Source organism: Pseudorhodoplanes sp. (assembly GCF_050250235.1).
GTDB lineage: Bacteria > Pseudomonadota > Alphaproteobacteria > Rhizobiales > Xanthobacteraceae > Pseudorhodoplanes.
The window spans coordinates 21364-41358 of record NZ_JBFWPA010000036.1 but is presented as its reverse complement, the minus strand read 5'-3'; the positions used below and the strand labels follow the sequence as shown (position 1 = coordinate 41358).

17 protein-coding genes and 1 pseudogene are annotated in these 19995 nt (G+C 64.0%); 10 read left to right on the top strand and 8 right to left on the bottom strand.

Annotated elements, in window-relative coordinates; all coding sequences use genetic code 11:
• Positions 1 to 26 precede the first annotated feature (26 nt).
• Together AB7F49_RS17145 and AB7F49_RS17140 are read left to right on the top strand one after the other, a co-directional pair.
• Positions 27 to 1793, top strand: a pseudogene (locus AB7F49_RS17145) (type I secretion system permease/ATPase).
• Positions 1790 to 3091, top strand: coding sequence for an HlyD family type I secretion periplasmic adaptor subunit (locus tag AB7F49_RS17140; RefSeq protein ID WP_428524448.1), 1302 nt, complete (start codon positions 1790 to 1792; stop codon positions 3089 to 3091). The pseudogene AB7F49_RS17145 and the gene AB7F49_RS17140 overlap by 4 nt, the downstream one beginning before the upstream one ends.
• A 90-nt stretch (positions 3092 to 3181) precedes the next feature.
• Here AB7F49_RS17140 and AB7F49_RS17135 read toward each other — a convergent pair whose 3' ends face one another.
• From AB7F49_RS17135 to AB7F49_RS17110, 6 genes are all read right to left on the bottom strand, one after another.
• The gene (locus AB7F49_RS17135; RefSeq protein WP_428524446.1) at positions 3182 to 3499 is read right to left on the bottom strand and encodes a hypothetical protein; all 318 of its coding nucleotides are present in this window, start codon (positions 3497 to 3499) and stop codon (positions 3182 to 3184) included.
• Positions 3500 to 3509: 10 nt separating this feature from the next.
• Entirely contained in the window at positions 3510 to 6575 is a 3066-nt protein-coding gene (locus AB7F49_RS17130; protein ID WP_428524444.1) for an efflux RND transporter permease subunit, read from the bottom strand.
• Positions 6572 to 7693 (bottom strand): efflux RND transporter periplasmic adaptor subunit, encoded by a 1122-nt coding sequence (locus AB7F49_RS17125; RefSeq protein ID WP_428524468.1) that lies wholly within the window; start codon positions 7691 to 7693, stop codon positions 6572 to 6574. Before AB7F49_RS17125 ends, AB7F49_RS17130 begins: the two co-directional genes overlap by 4 nt.
• Positions 7694 to 7832: 139 nt before the next feature.
• A complete protein-coding gene (locus AB7F49_RS17120) occupies positions 7833 to 9293 on the bottom strand; it encodes a GntP family permease (RefSeq protein WP_428524442.1) in 1461 nt (486 codons plus the stop codon).
• 3 nt (positions 9294 to 9296) lie between these two features.
• Positions 9297 to 10349: a patatin-like phospholipase family protein gene (locus AB7F49_RS17115; RefSeq protein WP_428524440.1), complete on the bottom strand. Its 1053-nt coding sequence runs from the start codon at positions 10347 to 10349 to the stop codon at positions 9297 to 9299.
• Between the two features lie 274 nt (positions 10350 to 10623).
• Complete coding sequence (locus tag AB7F49_RS17110) at positions 10624 to 11286, bottom strand: thioesterase domain-containing protein (RefSeq protein WP_428524439.1); 663 nt, start codon at positions 11284 to 11286, stop codon at positions 10624 to 10626.
• A gap of 201 nt (positions 11287 to 11487) precedes the next feature.
• Here AB7F49_RS17110 and AB7F49_RS17105 point away from each other — a divergent pair, with 201 nt between their 5' ends.
• From AB7F49_RS17105 to AB7F49_RS17075, 7 genes are read left to right on the top strand one after another with little or no spacing between them, the layout of a single operon-like run.
• The gene (locus tag AB7F49_RS17105; protein WP_428524437.1) at positions 11488 to 12006 is read left to right on the top strand and encodes a Na+/H+ antiporter subunit E; all 519 of its coding nucleotides are present in this window, start codon (positions 11488 to 11490) and stop codon (positions 12004 to 12006) included.
• On the top strand, positions 11999 to 12259 hold the full coding sequence (locus AB7F49_RS17100) for a monovalent cation/H+ antiporter complex subunit F (RefSeq protein WP_428524435.1): 261 nt from the start codon (positions 11999 to 12001) through the stop codon (positions 12257 to 12259). The genes AB7F49_RS17105 and AB7F49_RS17100 overlap by 8 nt, the downstream gene beginning before the upstream one ends.
• A 4-nt stretch (positions 12260 to 12263) precedes the next feature.
• Positions 12264 to 12506: a hydrogenase subunit MbhD domain-containing protein gene (locus AB7F49_RS17095; RefSeq protein WP_428524433.1), complete on the top strand. Its 243-nt coding sequence runs from the start codon at positions 12264 to 12266 to the stop codon at positions 12504 to 12506.
• Positions 12507 to 12509: 3 nt separating this feature from the next.
• Positions 12510 to 12845 (top strand): monovalent cation/H(+) antiporter subunit G, encoded by a 336-nt coding sequence (gene mnhG / locus AB7F49_RS17090; RefSeq protein ID WP_428524431.1) that lies wholly within the window; start codon positions 12510 to 12512, stop codon positions 12843 to 12845.
• A complete protein-coding gene (mbhE, locus tag AB7F49_RS17085) occupies positions 12845 to 13537 on the top strand; it encodes a hydrogen gas-evolving membrane-bound hydrogenase subunit E (protein WP_428524429.1) in 693 nt (230 codons plus the stop codon). The genes mnhG and mbhE overlap by 1 nt, the downstream gene beginning before the upstream one ends.
• A 28-nt stretch (positions 13538 to 13565) precedes the next feature.
• The gene (locus AB7F49_RS17080) at positions 13566 to 13925 is read left to right on the top strand and encodes a sodium:proton antiporter (protein WP_428524427.1); all 360 of its coding nucleotides are present in this window, start codon (positions 13566 to 13568) and stop codon (positions 13923 to 13925) included.
• A complete protein-coding gene (locus AB7F49_RS17075) occupies positions 13919 to 17017 on the top strand; it encodes a complex I subunit 5 family protein (RefSeq protein WP_428524425.1) in 3099 nt (1032 codons plus the stop codon). Before AB7F49_RS17080 ends, AB7F49_RS17075 begins: the two co-directional genes overlap by 7 nt.
• A 15-nt stretch (positions 17018 to 17032) precedes the next feature.
• Here the strand turns inward: AB7F49_RS17075 and AB7F49_RS17070 are convergent, their stop codons facing one another.
• A complete protein-coding gene (locus AB7F49_RS17070; RefSeq protein WP_428524423.1) occupies positions 17033 to 17521 on the bottom strand; it encodes an FmdE family protein in 489 nt (162 codons plus the stop codon).
• A 206-nt stretch (positions 17522 to 17727) separates the two neighbouring features.
• Between AB7F49_RS17070 and AB7F49_RS17065 the strand changes: the two genes are divergently transcribed.
• Complete coding sequence (locus tag AB7F49_RS17065) at positions 17728 to 18795, top strand: AI-2E family transporter (RefSeq protein WP_428524422.1); 1068 nt, start codon at positions 17728 to 17730, stop codon at positions 18793 to 18795.
• 15 nt (positions 18796 to 18810) lie between these two features.
• On the opposite strand, the gene AB7F49_RS17060 is transcribed toward AB7F49_RS17065, so the two are convergent.
• Positions 18811 to 19881: a DUF4105 domain-containing protein gene (locus tag AB7F49_RS17060; RefSeq protein ID WP_428524420.1), complete on the bottom strand. Its 1071-nt coding sequence runs from the start codon at positions 19879 to 19881 to the stop codon at positions 18811 to 18813.
• Positions 19882 to 19995 lie beyond the last annotated feature (114 nt).

The window sequence follows — 19995 nt, the reverse complement described above, 5'->3', positions numbered from 1 at the left end:
GGCGGCACCCTGACAAGTCGAACCCCATGCAACGTCCCGCGGCTCCCGCCTCCCCCCAATCCGAGCTTTCGGCAGCGCTTTCCGCCTGCCGGACCGCGCTGATCTCGATCGCGCTGTTTTCCGCCGTCAGCAACGTGCTGATGCTGACCGGCTCGGTTTTCATGCTGGAAATCTACGATCGGGTGCTGCCGAGCCGCTCGGTTCCGACGCTGATCGGGCTTTGCGTGATCGCCGCCTTCCTGTTCGGCATGCTGGCGATCATCGACATCATCCGCTCGCGCCTGATGGTGCGGATCGGGGCGAGCCTGGACGAGGCGCTGAGCGGGCGCGTCTATGAAACGCTGGTGAAAATCCCGCTGCGCGCCGGCAATCGCAGCGACGGGCTGCAGCCGCTGCGCGACCTCGACAATGTGCGCTCGTTCCTCTCCGGTTCGGGTCCGATTGCATTCTTCGACCTGCCCTGGCTGCCGATCTACATCGCGATCTGTTTCGTGTTCTTCCATTTCTGGATCGGCATGGCGGCGCTGTTCGGTGCCATCATTCTGGTGGCCCTCACCGTCCTGACCGAAGTCTGGACCAAGAAGCCCATGCAGGACGCCACGCAGGCCGCCGTGGCGCGCAACGGGCTTGCCGAGATTTCCATCCGCAATGCCGAGGCGATTTCGGCGATGGGCATGCTCGGGCGCATCTCGGCGCGCTGGGCCGAAGCCAACCGCCGCTACATGTCGAGCCACCGCAAGTCGAGCGACGTGTCCGGCGGGCTCGGCGCCATTTCGAAATCGCTGCGCATGATGATCCAGTCGGGAGTGCTCGCAGTCGGCGCCTGGCTCGTAATCAACCAGCAGGCCTCGGCCGGCATCATCATCGCCGGGTCGATCCTGTCGGCGCGCGCGCTCGCGCCGGTCGACCTCGCGATCGCCAACTGGAAGGGTTTCCAGGCCGCGCGTCAGAGCTGGGGCCGGCTGAACCGGCTGCTCGCATTGTTCCCGGCACAGAAGGACGTGATGCCACTGCAGGCGCCGAAGGCGAGCCTGGCGGTGGAGAACGTGGCCGCCACCCCGCCCGGCGTGCAGAAGATCATCGTGCAGGATGTGAGCTTCGTGCTGCGCGCCGGTAACGGCCTCGGCATCATCGGACCGAGCGCGTCCGGCAAGTCGTCGCTTGCCCGGCTGATTGTCGGGTTGTGGTAGCCGCTGCGCGGCCATGTGCGGGTCGATGGTGCGGCGCTCGACCAATGGATGCCGGAAGCGCTCGGCAGGCATGTCGGATACCTGCCGCAGAATGTTGAATTGCTGGCCGGCTCGGTGGCGCAGAACATCTCGCGCTTCGAGCGCGAGCCGAGCCCGGAGGCAATCGTGACCGCCGCGAAGACCGCGGGCGTCCACGATCTGATCGTCAAGCTTCCCGAGGGCTATGAGACCCAGGTCGGCGAACAGGGCAGCGCGCTGTCGGCCGGTCAGGCGCAGCGCATTGCGCTTGCCCGTGCGCTCTACGGCGACCCGTTTCTGGTGGTGCTGGACGAGCCCAATTCCAATCTCGATTTCGAGGGCGACGAGGCGCTGGCGCGCGCCGTCATGAGCGTCCGGCAGCGCGGCGGCATTGCCGTCGTCGTGGCGCACCGTCCAAGCGCACTGGAAGCCGTCGACCTGATCCTGGTCATGGGCGGCGGACGCATGCAGCATCCGGTCGGCCCGAAAGAGCAGGTGCTGGCCAAGGTGCTGCAGCGTCCGGCGCCGCAACCCGCACCCGTCGTGCAACCCCTGCAAGTCGTTCCCGGAAGAGCTCCCGCATGACCCAGCGCTCCGCAGCCCAGCCTTCGATCCGCCGCCACATCGTCGCCGGCACCGTCGTGGTCGCCGTGCTGGTTCTGGGCTTCGGCGGATGGGCCGGCACCACGCAATTGTCCGGCGCGCTGATCGCGCCCGGCCAGGTGGTTGTCGATTCCAATGTGAAGAAAGTGCAGCATCCGACCGGCGGCATCGTCGGCGAGGTTCGCGTGCGCGACGGCGACACCGTCAAGGCCGGCGACATCGTGGTGCGGCTCGACGAAACCGTCACCCGCGCCAATCTCTCGATCGTCACCAAGGGGCTGAACGAGCTTTCGGCCCGCAAGGCGCGGCTCGAAGCCGAGCGCGACGGCGCGGACGCGATCACGTTTCCGAAGGCGCTCGCCGGATCGGACGATCCCGATGTGCGAAACATCATGGACAGCGAGAGAAAGCTGTTCGAATTGCGCCGCACCGCCCGTGCCGGCCAGAAATCGCAATTGCGCCAGCGGATCGGGCAATTGCACGAGGAGATCGCGGGCCTGACCGCGCAGCAGAATGCCAAGGCCACCGAGATCGAGCTGATCGAGCGCGAACTCCTGGGCGTGCGCGATCTGTTCAAGAAGAACCTGATCCAGATGAACCGGCTGACCCAGCTCGAGCGTGAAGCAATCCGACTGCAGGGCGAGCGCGGCCAGCTGATCGCCACCACCGCCCAGGCCAAGGGCAAGATTTCGGAACTGGAATTGCAGATCATCCAGATCGACCAGGAATTGTCGAGCGAGGTGGCCAAGGAGATGCGCGACGTCGACGCCAAGATCGGCGAGTTCGTCGAGCGCAAGGTCACGGCCGAAGACCAGCTTCGCCGCATCGACATCCGCTCGCCGCAGGACGGCACCGTGTTCCAGTCCAATGTGCATACCGTCGGCGGAGTCATATCGGCCGGCGATGCGATCATGCTGATCGTACCGGCGGCGGACAACCTGACCGTCGAAGCCAAGGTCAACCCGCAGGACATCAACCAGCTCCAGCTCGGCCAGAAAGCCACCCTGCGCTTCACCGCCTTCAACCAGCAGAGCACGCCGGAAATCGACGGCACGGTGTCGCGCATCTCAGCCGACATCACGACCGACCAGCGCACCGGGGTCGGCTATTACACCATTCGCATTGCGCTGCCGTCAGACGAACTGGCGAGGCTTGGCGACGTGAAGCTGGTTCCCGGCATGCCGGTCGAGGCCTTCGTGCAGACCGGGGACCGGACCGTCATTTCCTATCTGGCGAAACCGATCTCCGACCATTTCAATCGCGCCTTCCGCGAGAAATAGCGGTCATTCGGAGATCCGACGCTCTCCCGTATCGGAAGCCCGGCCCGGAGTGACGCCAATCCCGCCTGACCCGTCACCATCCGGGCGGCTTCAGCGCGTCGGACCGAAGCTCCATTGGCCGTCGCGCCAGCCAAGGCCTGCGCCGACGAAGGCGTGGTTCCGATCATAACGTTCCCAGCGGCCGGCAACCCAGGAATACTGGCCGCGCCGTGCATTCCATGCCCAGTGGCCCGGCACATAGACTCGCGGCGCGGCACGGTCGGCCTGGCGCCGCGATTGGGACCGCGGGACCAGCGGGCGTTCGGCACGGCGCTGAATCGAGCTTTGCGCGTCGGCCGGCGACGGCGTGAGCGTCACGAAGCCGGAAGCCGGAAGCAGCATACCGAAGATCAAAACGATGACGCGCATGTCCGGTCCCTCACGTTGCCGGCGTCGCCGCCGCGCCCTCGCCCCGCTTTTCCGTCAGGCTGAACCAGGTGACATAGAGCGTCGGCAGGAAAATCAGTGTCAGGATGGTCGCGACCAGAAGTCCGCCCATGATGGCGAACGCCATCGGTCCCCAGAACACAGTCGGCGCGATCGGGATCATGCCGAGCACGGTGGAGATCGCGGTCAGCATGATCGGGCGGAAGCGCGCGCTGGAGGCGTCGACCACGGCTGTCATGATATCCTTGCCGGCTTCGCGTTCCGCATCGATCTGGCCCAGCAGGATCACCGCGTTCTTGGTGATCATGCCGAGCAGCGCCAGCACGCCGAGAATGGCGACAAAGCCGAGCGGCCGGTTGAACGCCAGCAGCGCGAGCACCACGCCGATCAGGCCGAGCGGAGCGACACTCAGGACGATGATCAGCCTCTGGAAACTGCGAAGCTGGAAGATCAGCACCGTCAGCATGATGAGCAGCATCGCCGGAATGACCGCGAGCACCGAGGCCTGCGATTTGGCGCTTTCCTCGACGGTGCCGCCGACCGCGAGCTGATATCCCGCCGGCAGCGACCGGGAAAAGGCGGATATCTCCGGCGCGAGCGCCGATACGACGGTGTCGGGCAGGACGCCGGGACGCAGATCGGCATGCACGGTGAGCGTCGGCAGCCGGTCGCGCCGCCACACCAGCGGATATTCCTGCTCGTATTCGAAGGTGGCGAACTGGCTCAGCGGCACCGTGCGCCCGCCCGGCAGCGGGATCGCGGTATTGCGCAAGGTGTCGACCGAGACCCGCTGGTCCTGGGTTGCACGCACGACCACGTCCACCAGATAGATATCGTCGCGCACCTGCGTGATCGAAACGCCCGAGATCACGGTGTTGAGGATGTTGGCAAGCGCCTGCGAACTCAGGCCCAGCAGCCTCGCTTCGTCCTGGTCGATGCGGATGCGCAACTGGCGGGCGGGCTCCATCCATTCATAGTTGATGTTCACGGTTTGCGGGTTCTTCGCCATCAGCTCGCCGAGTTGGAGCGAATATTCGCGCACCTTCGAAATCTCGGGGCCGCTGATGCGATACTGGATCGGCCAGCCGACCGGGGGCCCGAGTTCGAGCGGATAAACGCGCGCCACGACGCTCGGAAACTCCTCGGCGAGCAGTTTCTCCAGCTTGACCTTCAGGCGTTCGCGCGACGGCACATCCTTCGCCACCAGCACCGCTTGCGTGAAGAAATTGTTGGGCAACTGGACGTTCAGCGGCAGATAGAAGCGGATCGCGCCGCGGCCGACATAGGTACTCCAGCGGTCGAGGTCCTTGTCGTCCTTGAGCGCCGCGTCGAAGCGCTTGGCGATCTCCTCGCTCGCATAGATCGACGCATTCTGCGGCAGACTGAGATCGACCAGCAGTTCCGGCCGGTCTGACGACGGGAAGAATTGCCGCGGGATCAGCGGCATGGCCAGGAAGGACGCCACGAACATCCCGATCGTGAGGGCGATCGTCAGCCAGCGCACCCGGATCGCGCCGGTCAGAAACGCCTTGTAGGTGCGGAACACGAATCCCGGCTCGGAGCTCTTGCCGGGTTTGGGCGGCGACAGAATCGCGATGCCCAGCAGCGGCGCGAACAGCACCGCCACGAACCACGACACCACCAGCGCGATCGCGACCACCGCAAACAGCGAGAACGTATATTCGCCGGCCGAGCTTGCGGCGAAGCCGACCGGTACGAAGCCCGCAATCGTCACCAGGGTGCCGGCCAGCATGGCAAAGGCGTAGGTGCGGAAGGCGAATGTCGCCGCCTCCACCTTGCTGTCGCCCGCCGCGAGCCGCGTCAGCATGGCGTCGGTCGTGGTCATGGCATCGTCCACCATGAGCGCCAGCGCGATGATCAGCGCGCCCAGCGAGATGCGCTGCATGTCGATATTGACGATCTCCATCACCGAGAACACCACCGCGAGCGTCAGCGGGATCGCGGTCGCGATCACGAGACCCGGCCGCACGCCAAGGCTGATGAAGCTCACGAACAGGATGATGCCGACCGCCTGCCACAGCGAGGTCATGAATTCGGAAATCGCGCTTTCGACCGTGACCGCCTGATCGGCGACCAGCTTCGGCTCCACGCCGATGGGCAGATCGGCGCTGAGGCGCGTCATCGCCTTCGTCAGATTCTTGCCAAGCGCCAGGATGTCGCCGCCGTCGCGCATCGCGATGGCCAGCCCGATCGCGGGCGCACCGTTGACGCGGAACATCGGTTGCGGCGGGTCGGCATAGCCGCGCCGCACATTGGCGATATCGGCCAGCCGCAGCACGCGTCCGCCGACCACGAAATTGATGTTGCGGACGTCGTCCTCGGACTGGAAGGCGCCGGAGACGCGAAGCTGCAGGGTCTCCGTTTCGGTCTGTACCGCGCCGGCCGGCTGAATCACGTTCTGCGCCTGCAGCGCGGCAATCAGCGTCGAGCGGTCCAGTCCGAGATTGGCGAGATCCTTGGTCGAGAACTCGACGAAGATGCGCTCGTCCTGCGCGCCGAGAATCTCGATCTTGGACACGTCGGCGACATGCAGGAGTTCGGAACGAACCCTCTCGACATAGTCCCGCAATTCGCGGTGCGTGAATCCGTCCGCGGTGAAGCCATAGATGATGCCGAAAGTGTCGCCGAAATCGTCATTGAAGCCGGGCCCGACGACCCCGGCCGGCAGCGTATGCCGGATGTCGCCGATACTCTTGCGCACGTCGTACCAGACGTCGGGCACCTGCTTCGCCGTGGTCGAGCCTTTCAGATTCACGAAAATCGTGGTGACGCCGGCGCGGGTGAAGCTGCGCAGGAAATCGAGGTGTGGCGTTTCCTGCAGCTTGCGCTCAAGCCGCTCGGTAACCTGCTTCAGCGTCTCTTCGACGGTGGCACCGGGCCAGGCCGCGGACACCACCATGGTCTTGATGATGAAGGTCGGATCTTCGGCCCGGCCGAGCTTGAAATAGGACCCAACGCCCGCCAGCACCGCGATGATCATCAGATAGATGGTGATCGAGCGGTTCTTGAGCGCCCACTCGGACAGATTGAAGCTCATGGATTTGTTCTCGGGCTCATTCCGAGCAGGCGGACCTGTTGACCCGGATGCAGCGCCTGGACGCCGGCGGTCACGACCACGTCGCCATTTTCAAGCCCGTATCCCACCGACACCTGGTTCTGGTCGAACCGCACCACATCGACATGCCGCAGCGAGACGGTGTTCTTCTTCGGATCGACGATCCAGACCGAGGCCTGCTGATTGGAGCGCGTCAGCGCACTGGCGGGAATTTCGAACACCGATGACGCCGGCAATTCCATGCGGCCGATCACGGTGGCGCCGAGCCGCATGGCCTCCGGCGGATTGGTCAGCCCGACCTTGACCTCGAAGGTCCGCGTCACCGGATTAGCCTGCGGGGCGACCTCGCGCACGCGGCCCTCGGCGGTCACCTTGGGATCGTCGCTCAGCGACACGGTGATCCGCGGATCGCTGGGCGCTGCGCGGATCATTTGCGCCGGCACATCGAACACGGCATCCCGGCCATCCTGACGCGCAACGCGCGCGATCATCTGGCCGACCTGCACCACCTCGCCGGCGCGCGGGCCGATTGCGGTGACGACGCCGGGTGCATCGGCCTTCAATTCCGTGAACCCGACGAGGTCTTCCGCGGTCCTGAGTTGCGCTTCGGCGGCCTCGACCGCGGATTCCGCGGTCTGCAGCGCCTGCGTGGCCTGTTCGTGATTGACGCGCGTGGTCCAGCCCTGCTTGAGCAGCGTATCCTGCCGCTCGAAATGATTGCGCGCCTGCGTCAACTGGCCCTGCGCGGCGGTGAGATTGGCACGCGCGGTGCGCAGCGCATTCTGCTCGTTCACCGAATCGAGCTGAGCGACAACCTGACCCGCCGTCAGCCGGTCCCCGACATTGACATCCATCTTGGTCATGCGGCCGGAAATGCGAAACGCCAACGACACTTCGTCTTCGGCGGCGATGCGGCCGGTCAGCGTGATCGGGACCCCGGCGTCGCGCCGCTCCACCTTGAGCGCGCGGACCGGACGGATTTCCGGCTCGACCTTCTCTTCCTCGCGCGAGCAGGCGCCGAGAACCAGCGGCAATGCAACGATCAACAGGCCGGCATATCTCGTCCTGCGCGCTCCATGAGCACGGCTGGCCGAAAGCATACGCATCTCCCCTCCCTTCGCAGCATCCCGGTCCCGGGATACGCCCGTCACGAACGTGGCAGGAAAAAATGGAACCGCCAAGAGCGCCCGCACCGCAACCTGGCCAGCCGGCGCCTTCGGAATGTTTCCCCGGCGGGCATCAGAATGATCCCAGCACCGAACCAAGCAGGATAACAACCGCGAGCGAAGCGATGGCTCCTACAATCGCGACCATCACGATATCGAAATAGCTTTCCTTGTGGTTGGTGCCGCAGACCGCGAGCAGCGTGATCACGGCACCGTTATGGGGCAGCGAATCCAGCGTTCCCGCACCGATTACCGCAACGCGGTGCAGCAGAGCCGGATCGATGCCCTGTTCGGCGGCGAGGCGCATATAGGTCTCGCCAAGGGCATCAAGGGCAATTGAAAGTCCGCCGGAGGCCGATCCGGTGAGTGCGGCGAGGATGTTGGTGGCCACGGCAAGCGACACCAGCGGACCGCCCTCGATCGACAGCACCCATTCGCGCACCATCGCAAAGGCGGGCAGAGCCGCGACGACCGCGCCGAAGCCGACGAGACTCGCCACCGTCAGGAGCGGAAGGACCGAGGCGTTGGCACCGGAATCCATGCTTTCGCGGATCGACGGCATTCTGCGGAAGTTGAGGGCCAGCAGCACAAGGACGCCGGCCGCGAGCGCAACCGCGACCGACCACACGCCCGCGACCGCCGACAGCGAGGTGCCACCCCAGCGCTCCTCGGACAGGAAGGAGAAATCCATGCGCGGCAGGACGACGAACGACATCAGGAGATTCACCAGCACCACGACAATCAGCGGAATCGCGGCGACCAGAGGTCCCGGGGCGGAATGGCTGTGCTGACCGCGGTTCAGCTCCGCGGGATCGAATTCATGGGAAGCGGTGGCCCGCTCGCGCAGGAACGGGTCGTCGGCGATTGATCTTTCCGCACTGCCCTCGACGCTGCGGCTTGCAAAGCCCTCGCCCGTGCGGCGCGCTTTCGTTTCCGCGCGCATGAGCCACCACAATCCGAAGCCAAGCATGACCGCCGAAGCGATGATGCCGAGGCCCGGCGCGGCGAATGGCGTGGTACCGAAAAATGGCATCGGGATCGCATTCTGCACCGCTGGCGTGCCCGGCAAGGCCGTCATTGTGAAGGTCATGGACCCGAGCGCGATCGTCGCCGGCATCAGCCGCCGCGGAATGTCGGCCGACCGGAACAGCGACATCGCCATCGGTCCAAGCACGAAAAAGGCAACGAAAACGTTGACGCCGCCATAGGTGACGATGGCGCCGGCCAGCACCACGGCGAGAATCACGCGCCTGGTGCCCAGCGCGCCGGTCATGCCGCGCGCGATCGCCTGCACCGATCCGCTGTCGTCCATCAGCTTTCCGAACAGCGCCCCGAGCAGGAAAATCGGAAAGAACTGCGCGATGAACTGCGCCGCGCTGCCCATGAAGGTCTGGGTCCAGTGCGCGAGCAGGGGCTCGCGGGAGAACCAGGCCGCGATCAGCGCAGAGAGCGGCGCGAGCAGCAGCACGCTCCAGCCGCGATAGGCAACGGCGATCAGAAACGCGAGCGCGATCAGGATTCCGAGCAGGCCCATGGATCACTTCATCTCGGCGAGCAGCCGGTCGATATCGAGCGTGGATTGCTTGCCGATGTCGTCCGCATGCGTCGCCAGGAATTCCTCCCCGGCATTGCGGCCCTCCTCGCGCAACATGCTGACGAATTCCCATTCGGCGTTCAGCTTGGAGGACGCGCCGAGCTTGTCCATGATCCGGTTGCGCACCATGTGAACGCGCATCCGGCCCCATGCAGCGCCCTCGCCGGTCTCGATATCGGCGACCCTGCGCAGCAGCGCCATCATCTTCAGCTCCTTGATCAGGACGGCGTTGAACGACACCTCGTTCAGGCGGTTGAGAATGTCGTGCGCGGTCTTTGGCGTGCCCGGTCTTTCGACCGGATTGATGGGGATCAGAATGGTGTCGTCGGAGCTGAGTTCGTTGACCAGCGGGGCCATGGTGGGGTTGCCCGAATAGCCGCCGTCCCAATACGGCTCGCCGTCGATCTCCACCGCCTGGAACATGGTCGGCAGGCAGGCCGAGGCCATCAGCACATCGGGTGTGATGTCGGCGTTTCGGAAGATGCGCGGACGACCGGTGCGGACATTGGTCGCTGTGATGAACACCTTGATCGGAGAGTTGCGCAGCCGGTCGAAATCGATCTGCTCGGCCAGGATCGGCGCCAGCGCATTGAAGCCCGACGGATTGAGGTCGTATGGCGAGTACAGCCGGGACATCATGTCCATGAACACGAACATCGGCGAATGGTCGAGCGACCAGCGGCCCAGCAGGCGGTCGACGGGACCGCGCTGAAACGGGCTGAAGCGGGCAGCCTTTGACACATGCTGCCAGTAATTATCGAGCGCCTTCCGCGCCCCCTCCGCTCCGCCGGCGGCAAAGCCGTCGGCCAGCAGGGCAGCGTTCATCGCCCCGGCCGATGTGCCGGAGACGCCCTCGATCTTGAGCCATGGTTCTTCAAGGAGCCGGTCCAGCACGCCCCACGCGAAGGCGCCATGCGAGCCGCCGCCCTGTAACGCGAGGTCCACCAGGACCTCGGCACGAGCGGTATTGGAGGATGGCAAGCTCGGATGACTCATCACGTCACTGCTGTCCAGGCGCGTTCACACTTTCGAGTGATCCGCCTCTCGTGGAATGGGCTTTCTTCAAATGACCAAGATGCCGAACTTCTTCAGGAGGGCATTTGCTCGGCATCAAATTCGAATTCACATGTTGTTTTTCAGAGCTCGCACCCCCCACCACCCCGACCTTGGCATGGCTGTGTATCGTAAGGCCGCAAATGACAGGCGAGGATTTCGCTTTTGTGACAGCCTGAACCATGTCGTCGCGGATTTTCAGTCCGCTGGCGGTACACTATCTGGCCGTGATCGCCAGCACCCGTGCGATCACAATGTCCTGAAGTCGTCGCGACTGGTCGATGTTGCGGTGGTTGAGACCCGGGCTCGAAGTCAGGTTGAGGTTGACTTTCTCCTTGTGCCGCGACGGCGCAAACGACGCCCTGCGGCCGAACCCGTTGTTCTGATAGAAGTTTGCGAAATAGCGGACATTTCCGGGCACGGTAAAGGTCTGGGTCGGGTCGAAGGTGGCGAGATACGCAACCGGTACGCCCTTTCCCTGCAGACGCGTCGCCATGCGCGCCGCGTTGTTGGCGCCAAGCGAATGCCCGACGAGAATGATCGGCGCGGTCTGGCCTGACCGATAGGCTTGCGCGATGGTATCCGCGGTGGCCTGCCATTGCCGGTGGCCAACCACCTGCGGGTTGAAGCCCTGCGCGCGAAGCTTCGCCGCCATCTCGTCCATGCCACGCGAGAACACGTGGGCGAGGCCGCGCACAAAGAATATCTGGGCATCGGTATTCTGGTTGGTCCGCGCCTGCACAAGCAGCACGTCGCTACCGGCCGTCGGAGCCATTTTGATGACGGGCGGCATGGCGTGAACGGACCCGACGGCAGAAGACCCGACGGCAACCGCCAGTGCAGCATGGCAGGCGAAGCGCTTTGCGCGCACAAAGATCATGTCGCAAATCCCGGCTCAACGGCTCTCGACAACAGGCTTATGTCCGGCCTTGTGATACAAAATCGACGACGCCACAAGCTGAAACGCGGCGGACAAAGGCATGAGAACAGCGGGCAGAGGCGACTCCGATATGTTGATTTTCAATGCCCCGAGAACTAACGTCAGCCATCGTCACCATCGGGATTGGGGAGTCGCTGGGACATGGCTTCGGACCATCCCGGACCGAGAAAGCCACGCGGCTTCTTGTGGCTGTGGCTGCTGCTGACCGTCATCTGGTTCGCCGCCAATTCATCCCTTGCCATTGAATCGATCCTGACAGGAGCCGGCATCTCCGCATTGCTGGCCCTTGTCTTTGTGCGCCACTTCCCGGCGTGGACAGACATCCGGCTGACGCCTGCGCGTCTCCTGCATTTCATCCGCTATACCGGCGTATTCCTCGTCGAGATGGTGCGCGCCAACCTCAACATGCTGCGCTATGTCTATTCGCCGCGCATCGTCATCAATCCCGGGATCGTCAAGGTCAGGACGCGGCTGAAGACACCGGTCGGCCGGCTGGCGCTGGCCAATTCCATTGCGCTCACACCGGGATCACTGGTCGTCGATCTGGATGGCGATACCCTGACCGTACACTGGCTCGATGTACGAACCACCGACCCGGAGCAGGCAACCCGCATCATCGTCAGCCCGTTCGAACCCGACCTGGAGAAGACCTTTGGCTGACACCATCCTGCTGTGTGCCGGCGCACTGATCTTCTTTGCCATCGTCTTTGCGGTGCTGCGGCTGATCATGGGCCATACGATCGTGGACCGGATCGCCGCGGTCGATCTTCTCACCGTGATCTCGATTTCGATGATCGCGCTCTACGCTCATGTCGCCGGCCGTTTCGTCTATCTCGATGTGGCGCTGGTCTATGGCGTGCTGAGCTTCCTCGCCGTGGTCGCGACCGCGCGCTATCTCGAACGCGGGCTGTAATGTCATGCTCGAACTTCTCGTATGCCTCATCTGCGGCGCCATCGTTGTCAGCGGCATTCTCGCGGTCACTCTCAAGAACGTGCTTGCCGCAGCGGTGAGCGGCGGGCTCGCAACGCTGTTCGCTGCCGTCTGCTATGTGCTGCTCGGCGCGCCCGACGTGGCGATGACGGAAGCCTCGATCGGCTCGGGGCTTTCCACGCTCATCTTCCTCTATGCGATCCGCAGGACCGCGGGCGCGAAGGAGTGAGCCATGGCCGAATTGACCGGAAGCATATTGATCCTGATCGGCGCATTCTTCCACTTCTCGGCCGGGCTTGGCATGTTGCGCATGCCGGACGCTTTCACCCGCATGCAGGCCGGCACCAAGGCATCCACGCTCGGCAATGCGCTGATCCTGATCGGCATCGCGTTCTATCATCCGGGCTGGACCCTGAAACTGGTGATCCTGATCTATTTCGTGTTCATGACCAATCCGGTGTCATCGCACGCGCTGGCGCGCGCGGCGCGCAGGATCGGCATCCCGATGGCCGGAAAGACCGAGCCGGAGACGCCCGCTGCGGCAACCCCCGTCCGGGACGGCGCCTGATGCAGCGCGCTTTGGCGGCGGCAGCGGTTGCCCTGGTCGCGCTGATCTTTGCGAGCATCGCGATCGGCTATACTGAACAGCAGGCGCTGCGCCCGCTGGCGGAGAGCTATATCCAGCTGGTGCCGCAGGATCTCGGCGCGCCGAATGTGATCACCGGCATCCTGCTCACCTACCGCGCCTTCGATACGCTGGGCGAAGTCGCGGTCCTGTTCATGGTAGCGGCCGGTGTCGGACTCGTGCTCGGCGCATCCACCAAAGATTCGGGCGCGGAGGCGGAGAGCGAACCGGCAACGCCTGCTTCAGAAATCGTGCAGAGCGCGACACAGATCATGGTGCCGCTGATTGCGATCTTCGCGGCCTATATCATCATGAACGGGCATATCTCGGCCGGCGGCGGATTTCAGGGCGGCGCCGTGATCGCGTCCGCCGTGCTGCTGCTCCTGCTCGCGAACCCCTCGCACGCGCTCAATGCCGCCTTCCTCAGCATCACCGAATCCGTTGCCGGCGTGCTGTTCGTTCTCGTCGGAATTGCCGGCCTGATCTTCGCCGGCGGCTTTCTCGACAACCGGGTGCTGCCGCTCGGCCAGTTCGGCGCCTTCTTCAGCGCCGGCGCCATCCCTGTGCTGTCGGTGCTGCTCGGCGTCAAGGTCGGATGCGAGCTTGCCGTCATTCTCGACCGTTTCCGGCGCTGACCCTCCATTTCATGCGCACAGGCCAATCATGATTTCCACCATCGTGCTGACCACCGGGCTCACCCTGATGCTGGTCGGATTCTGGGGCGTGCTCACGCATCGCAACATCCTGCGCATCATCATCTCGCTGTCGCTGATCGGCACCGGTACGCACATCCTCATCGTGGCGGTCGGCTATGTCCGCGGCGGCACCGCACCGATCATCGACCGCGCGCTGAGCATCGCCGAGGCGTCGACCCGCGCGGTCGATCCGGTGCCGTCCGCGCTGGTTGTCACCGCCATCGTGATCGGGCTTGCAGTGACGGCGGTGATGCTCGCCTATGCGATCCGGCTTTACGATGCCAGGAAAACGCTCTCGATCGACGCCTTCACGGAGTCGAAATGGTAGAGGGACTGCTGCATCCGCTGAACATCTTCATCGTCGGACTCGGCGGCGCCTTCCTGATCCCGCTGCTTTATCGCATCAGCGCGAACGCGGTCGCGGCCGCCCTCATGCTCGCGCTGGCGGCGATGACCGTGATCTCGGGCACGGCTCTGGTCGCGCTCATTCAGGGCGCGCCCCCGATCGAAATCCTGACCGGAGGAGCGAAGCCGCCCGTCGCCATCAACCTGCGGCTCGGGCTGCCGGAAGCGCTGTTTGTTTTCAGCGTGAACCTCGTTGCCCTGTTCGGGGCGGCCTACATCGTGCGCGAGAAGTACGGAATCGTACTGCTCTATCTGCTCATCGTCATGGGCATCCAGGGCATGGTCATGACCCGCGACCTCTTCAACCTGTTCGTATTCCTGGAAATCGTCTCGATCGCGACCTATGGACTGCTCAGCCTGCGGCACACCCCGGCCGCCTTGTCCGCCACCTTCAAATATCTCATGGCGACGGTGCTGGCGTCCGGCTTCTTCCTCCTTGGCACCATGCTGCTCTATGCGGTGACCGGCCTTCTCAACATCGACGATCTGATCGCCGGCCGTGCCGCCATCGCCGGTCCCATCGGCGTTGCAGGGCTGAGCTTCCTGCTCGCCTGTCTGTTGCTGGAACTGAAGCCGTTCCCGGCCAATGGCTGGGGGCTCGATGTCTACGAGACCGCGCGGCCCGATGTTGCGGCCCTCATCTCGGGCGGCGTTTCCGCCGGCGTATTCTTCGCGCTGCTGAAGCTGCTGCCGCTGTTCGAGCACCAGCTGACGCTGATCGCCGTCCTCGCCGCCATCACCTTCGTGTTTTCCAACCTGATCGGATTGCGGCAAACCAAAGCGCAGCGCCTGCTGGGCTATTCGTCGATCGGCCAGATGTCGCTGCTGATCATGGCTGCCGTATTGCTGCATGGCCGCGCCACCGAAGCCACCATGCTGCTTGTGATCGGCGGGCTGTTCGTCAACCACCTGTTCGCCAAGGTCGGCCTGTTCTGGCTCGCCTTCCATGTCGGCAAGGCTCGCCTGCGCGACTGGACGGCAATCGCCCGCAGTCCTTCGGCGATGGTGGTATTCGGCATCTTCATCCTTGCAATTTCGGGGCTTCCTCCGTTCCCCGGCTTCTTCGCGAAATGGCAGCTGATCCTGACGCTCGCGACGGAGCAGAGATATGTCTTCATCGCGATCATTCTGCTCGGCTCGCTGCTCGAAGCCGCCTACATGTTTCGCTGGTTCGGGCATTCGGTGCATGCACATGGCGCATCCGAAACCCGGTTCGAAAGCGCGCCCAGCCTGTTTCCAGTCTACGGCATGACGGCTCTGCTGTTCATCAGCGGCGTCATCGCCGCGCGTCTTGCCGGGATCGACGTATTGTGGGTGGCGCTGCCGCTCGCGGCAGGATTGGCGGTCTGGCTGCTTCACAGCCTTCCACCACGCGTTCAGGGCATTGTCGCGCTCGCGATCGTTCTGGCCGGCGGATTGTGGCTCATCCGCGATCTGTCGGGGATGGTCCGGATCTATGCGGTCATCCTGCTCGCCGGCGGACTGGTGGTGTCGATCGGCTGCCTCGCCCGATCCGATCCGCGCCCGGGATTTTATCCGCTGCTGGCGGTCATGCTGCTCGCGCTCCCGGCGCTGCCGCGCGCGGCCACAAGTCTCGAATTCCTCTTCGTCTGGGAACTGATCACGCTCTCGTCCTACTTTCTCGTTCTTCAGCGTCGCACCGCTGCTCCGCACGCGCTCCGCTATCTGCTGTTCTCGCTGGCCGCCGCCTTCTTCCTGCTGGCCGGATTTGCGATCATGCACGCGGTCACCGGCAACATCTCGCTGTCGTCGTTCCGCACCGGCGGTCCCGACGTGGCCCCGGTCTTCGTGCTTCTCGCCATCGGTCTTCTGATCAAGGCCGGCGCGGTCGGCGTCCATGTCTGGCTGCCCGATACCTATGCGGAGGCCGACGATGACGTGTCCGCGCTGCTCTCTGCCGTCATCAGCAAGGTCGCGATCTTCGGCCTGTTCGTCGGGACCTATGTCGCGATCCGGTCCGCGGCCGGATTGGGACTGGCGCATCTGCTCGGCTGGATCGGGATGCTCACCACGCTCGCCGGTGCGCTGCTGGCCGTGCGGCAGGACGACATCAAGCGCATGCTCGCCTATTCCAGCATGAGCCAGCTCGGCTATATCGTCGCCGCGATCGCGCTGATGAGCCATCTCGGCTGGGTCACGGCGCTGTACCTCGTCGCCAACCACCTTCTGGTCAAGGGCATCCTGTTTCTCGCCGCCGCCGCGCTCATCCTGCGCACCGGCACGCGGCTGCTTTCCGACCTCGGCGGTCTCGCACGCGCCATGCCGCAGACCTTCTTGCTCGCGGCCATTGCCATCGTCGCGATGTCGGGCCTGCCGCCGCTCGCGGGCTTCGGCGGCAAATGGCTGCTGCTGAGCGCCATGATGGAAAAGGGCTGGTACATGCCGGCGCTGTTGACGCTGCTCGCCACCTTTGTCGGGTTTCTCTATATGGCGCGTTTCATCCAGGCGATCTTCCTCGGCGCGCCGAAGCGTCCTTCGGCTGCCATGGCCGACGCGCCGGTTGCGATCCTGATCCCGCAATATCTGCTGGTTGCCGGCATTCTGGTGATGTCGTTCTTCCCGAAGCTGCTGATCGATCCGGTCTCGCGGGCGATCGACCCGCAATTCGCCGCCACACTGCGCTGGGATGGCATGTCACTTGAACTGATCTACGCGTACTGGAATCCGGTACCGGTGATGGCTGTCGCGGTCGCAATCGCTGCGATCCTGTTCGGGATATTGTGGCTGCTTCGGTCGCGTTCCGCCGATCCGCGTGTGGCATCGATGGGCATCTACAGCTTCGCTCAAGGCATCTGCACCGCGCTCACGCCGTCCGTGGCCGCGCGATTCTGGGGCGAGACAGCCGCGGTGGCGGCGTTCGCCGCCGAGCGGAGCCGGAGCCTCTATACCGGCAACGGGCAGACCTACAATCTGTATGTCGTGTATTATTTTCTCGTGCTGTACGCGTTCGGCGGCGGCGCGCAGCAATTGTGGAGTGTCATGCTGCAGAAATAGACGCCGCCAGAGCGTTCAGTCGACTGCAGTCACCTCGAACAGTCCGTCCATTGCCATCACAGCCTCGTGGCGCGCGATCGGGTCGGGCTGCCCCTTGTTGATCGCCGCAAGCTTGGGCAGCGAAGCCATGGGAATCGTGTATTTGACCCCCGTGCCTGCCTTGCGCGGTCGGATCACGATGACCGCCGCAGCGGCATCGGGCGCCTTTTCGGGAGCCATGATGAGACTTCGCTGACCGGGCGAGGCTGTGGTGGCGATCGCAATCCCGTCCGCGAAGCGGGCGCAGGGTGCCTTCGGGTTATCGAAATAAAGCACAGACAACTCGCGGGGGCCTGCCTTCAGTCTTTGCCGCGCATCCAGCCCGATCTTGATGCCCAGGGGAATGAAGGCGCCGTAACCACCATGGACGCGCGCACCGAGGGCCGCCCATTCCTCCGGCGTTTCGGTGCGCCCAGGGACGACGAACAGCGCGAGGATCATGGCAACGGCGAAGAAATGGCGCATGAATTCTCCCCAGTTTCAAAAATTTGAAAGCAGCGCGACACGATCACGGGAGCAGTCTACCGACGCGATGCCCGTTCGCAAGCCGGACGTGCGATCCCGACACCATGTCGCGAATATCGCGGACCCGGGCATCGATTTGGAATTGCCAGCACGCACGGATGATTGCAGGCTGCGTGGACGTGAGCAATCGACACGATGATCGCCTGATGACTGACCAATCCTCCGTTCCGCATGCTTCCGCCAGGCTTTCGACCTATGCCGGCATCATGGCGGTCATCGCGGTCTGCGCCGCGCTCTATCTCGCGACCAGCGTATTCGCGCCGGTCGCCTGCGCACTCTTCATCATCGCGCTGGTCTGGCCGATTCAGGACCGGCTGCAACACCGGCTGCCGCAGCTTCTCGCTCTCGCGCTGGTGATGTGCCTGATCGTCGTGGCATTCTTCGCTTTCACCTCGATCGTGGCGTGGGGCTTCAGCCGCGTCGTCCGCGCCATCGTCGCGGAGGCCCCACGCTTTCAGTCCCTCTACGATCACGCCGCGCTCTGGCTGGAAGGACACGGAATCGTCATCGCCGGCATGTGGGCGGAGCATTTCAACCTTCGATGGCTGATCGGCACGCTGCAAAGCGTCACCGGGCGGGTCAATACCACCATCACATTCTGGCTCGTGGTCGCGGTCTACGTGATCCTCGGGCTGCTCGAGGTGCGTACCATCGAGAGCAAGATCAGGACCTTGATGGGCGTCGTTCCGGCGCGGGTCCTGATCGAAGGCAGCCGCGCGACCGCGGAACGGTTCCGTCGCTACATGATGATCCGGACATGGATGAGCATCGCCACCGGAGCCACGGTCTGGGCGATCGCTGCGTTTTCCGGGCTCGCGCTCGCGCCAGAATGGGGCGTGATCGCGTTCGCACTGAACTACATCCCCTTCATTGGCCCGTTCATCGCGACCGTGTTTCCGACATTCTACGCACTCGGCCAGTTCGAGTCCTGGCAAGCGGCCCTGCTTGTGTTCGCCTGTCTGAACGTCGTCCAGTTCGTGATCGGCAGCTATGTCGAGCCGCGCGTATCCGGCAGCGCTCTCGCCGTCTCCCCTTTCATCGTGTTGCTCTCGGTATTCTTCTGGACCTGGATGTGGGGGCTGTTCGGCGCCTTCATCGGCGTGCCGATTACCATTGCGATCCTGACCTTCTGCGCACAGCACCCGTCCACATTGTGGATTTCCGAATTGCTGGGCGACCCCGACGCGCCACCGAAATCGGCTTCCGCCGCATAGCGCAACGCACGCCCGCTATTGCGGCATCGTCGGCAGGCCCTTGCGGATGCGGTCGGAAAAGTCCGGCGCGTCGCCCGCCGCCACCACCGCCGCGTTGATCAGCGAACGCCGCCGCAACTCGTCGAACGGCAGCGTCGTGTCGACGCGACCCGAATGATAGAGATAGCTGTCGATCAGCCCGTTCAGGAGATGCCGGATGTCGAAGCGGCCCTCGCGCCCGGCGGCATTGGCGTAACGGATGATGTTGATCGTGCAGCTATTGGTGAGCAGATGGTACCATTCCGGCCGGTCGGCAAGCTCGTTGATCCGCTCCAGATAGACCATGAACAGCGCACGCGCATCGCGGGGCGACGCGTTCAGGCGATACAGATAGGTGGCCTCGTTGCGGTGCTTGGGCCGCGAAGCGACCAGATCGCGCTCGCTGCCGACCACATAGATCAGCTCGAACTGCTTGAAGATCGATGCCAGAGGATCGAACCCTTCGCCGATCTCCGGCCGCGTCTCGATCGAGATCGAGAGCGGCGGTGCATTGTCGAAGATGAAACTGAGAAAGGTGTGACCGACTGGTCCTTCGGCCCAGTAGGAGATGAAGAAATCGATGCCGGTGAGATGCGAAAGCTGGACTTCGCGATCCTCATAACGGACGTCGAAATCGTGCCGGCTGCGATAGGTGAAATCGCGGACATTGGTTATCCGCACGTTGTCGCCATTGATGATGGCACGCGGCATCACTGCCACTTCCGGCCGCCATGGCCGATCATGCGAAGCCGGGATGGCGATCCACCAGGCCACCACAGCCAGGAATGCCGCAAGGAAGGCAAGTCTTCGCCGCGGTCGCGACAGCAACAAGGCCCATATCGCGAACGCCGCGAATGCGAGCGCCACCGCAAGTCGCAGCCAGCCCCAGGGCAGATTGGAATAGTAGATCGCGAGAACCGTCCAGATTGCGAGCAGCAACAGAACAAGCGCCCGAACCGCAACAAACAGCCCACGCCAGGCCACAAAAAACAGCCCGCGACTGCGGGGGACCTTTGCACCGGGATCGAGCGGACCGTTCCGGGGACCGGCCCGCATGGGCATACTCATGCTGAAACCTTTCGTCCCGGGATATCCAATGCGAGCCGGTTTGTGAAGCCCCGGCGCTCATTCCGGTCGTCCGGGGGTTTCCTTCCCAATTGAGCCAGAGTAGCTGACGGAGCG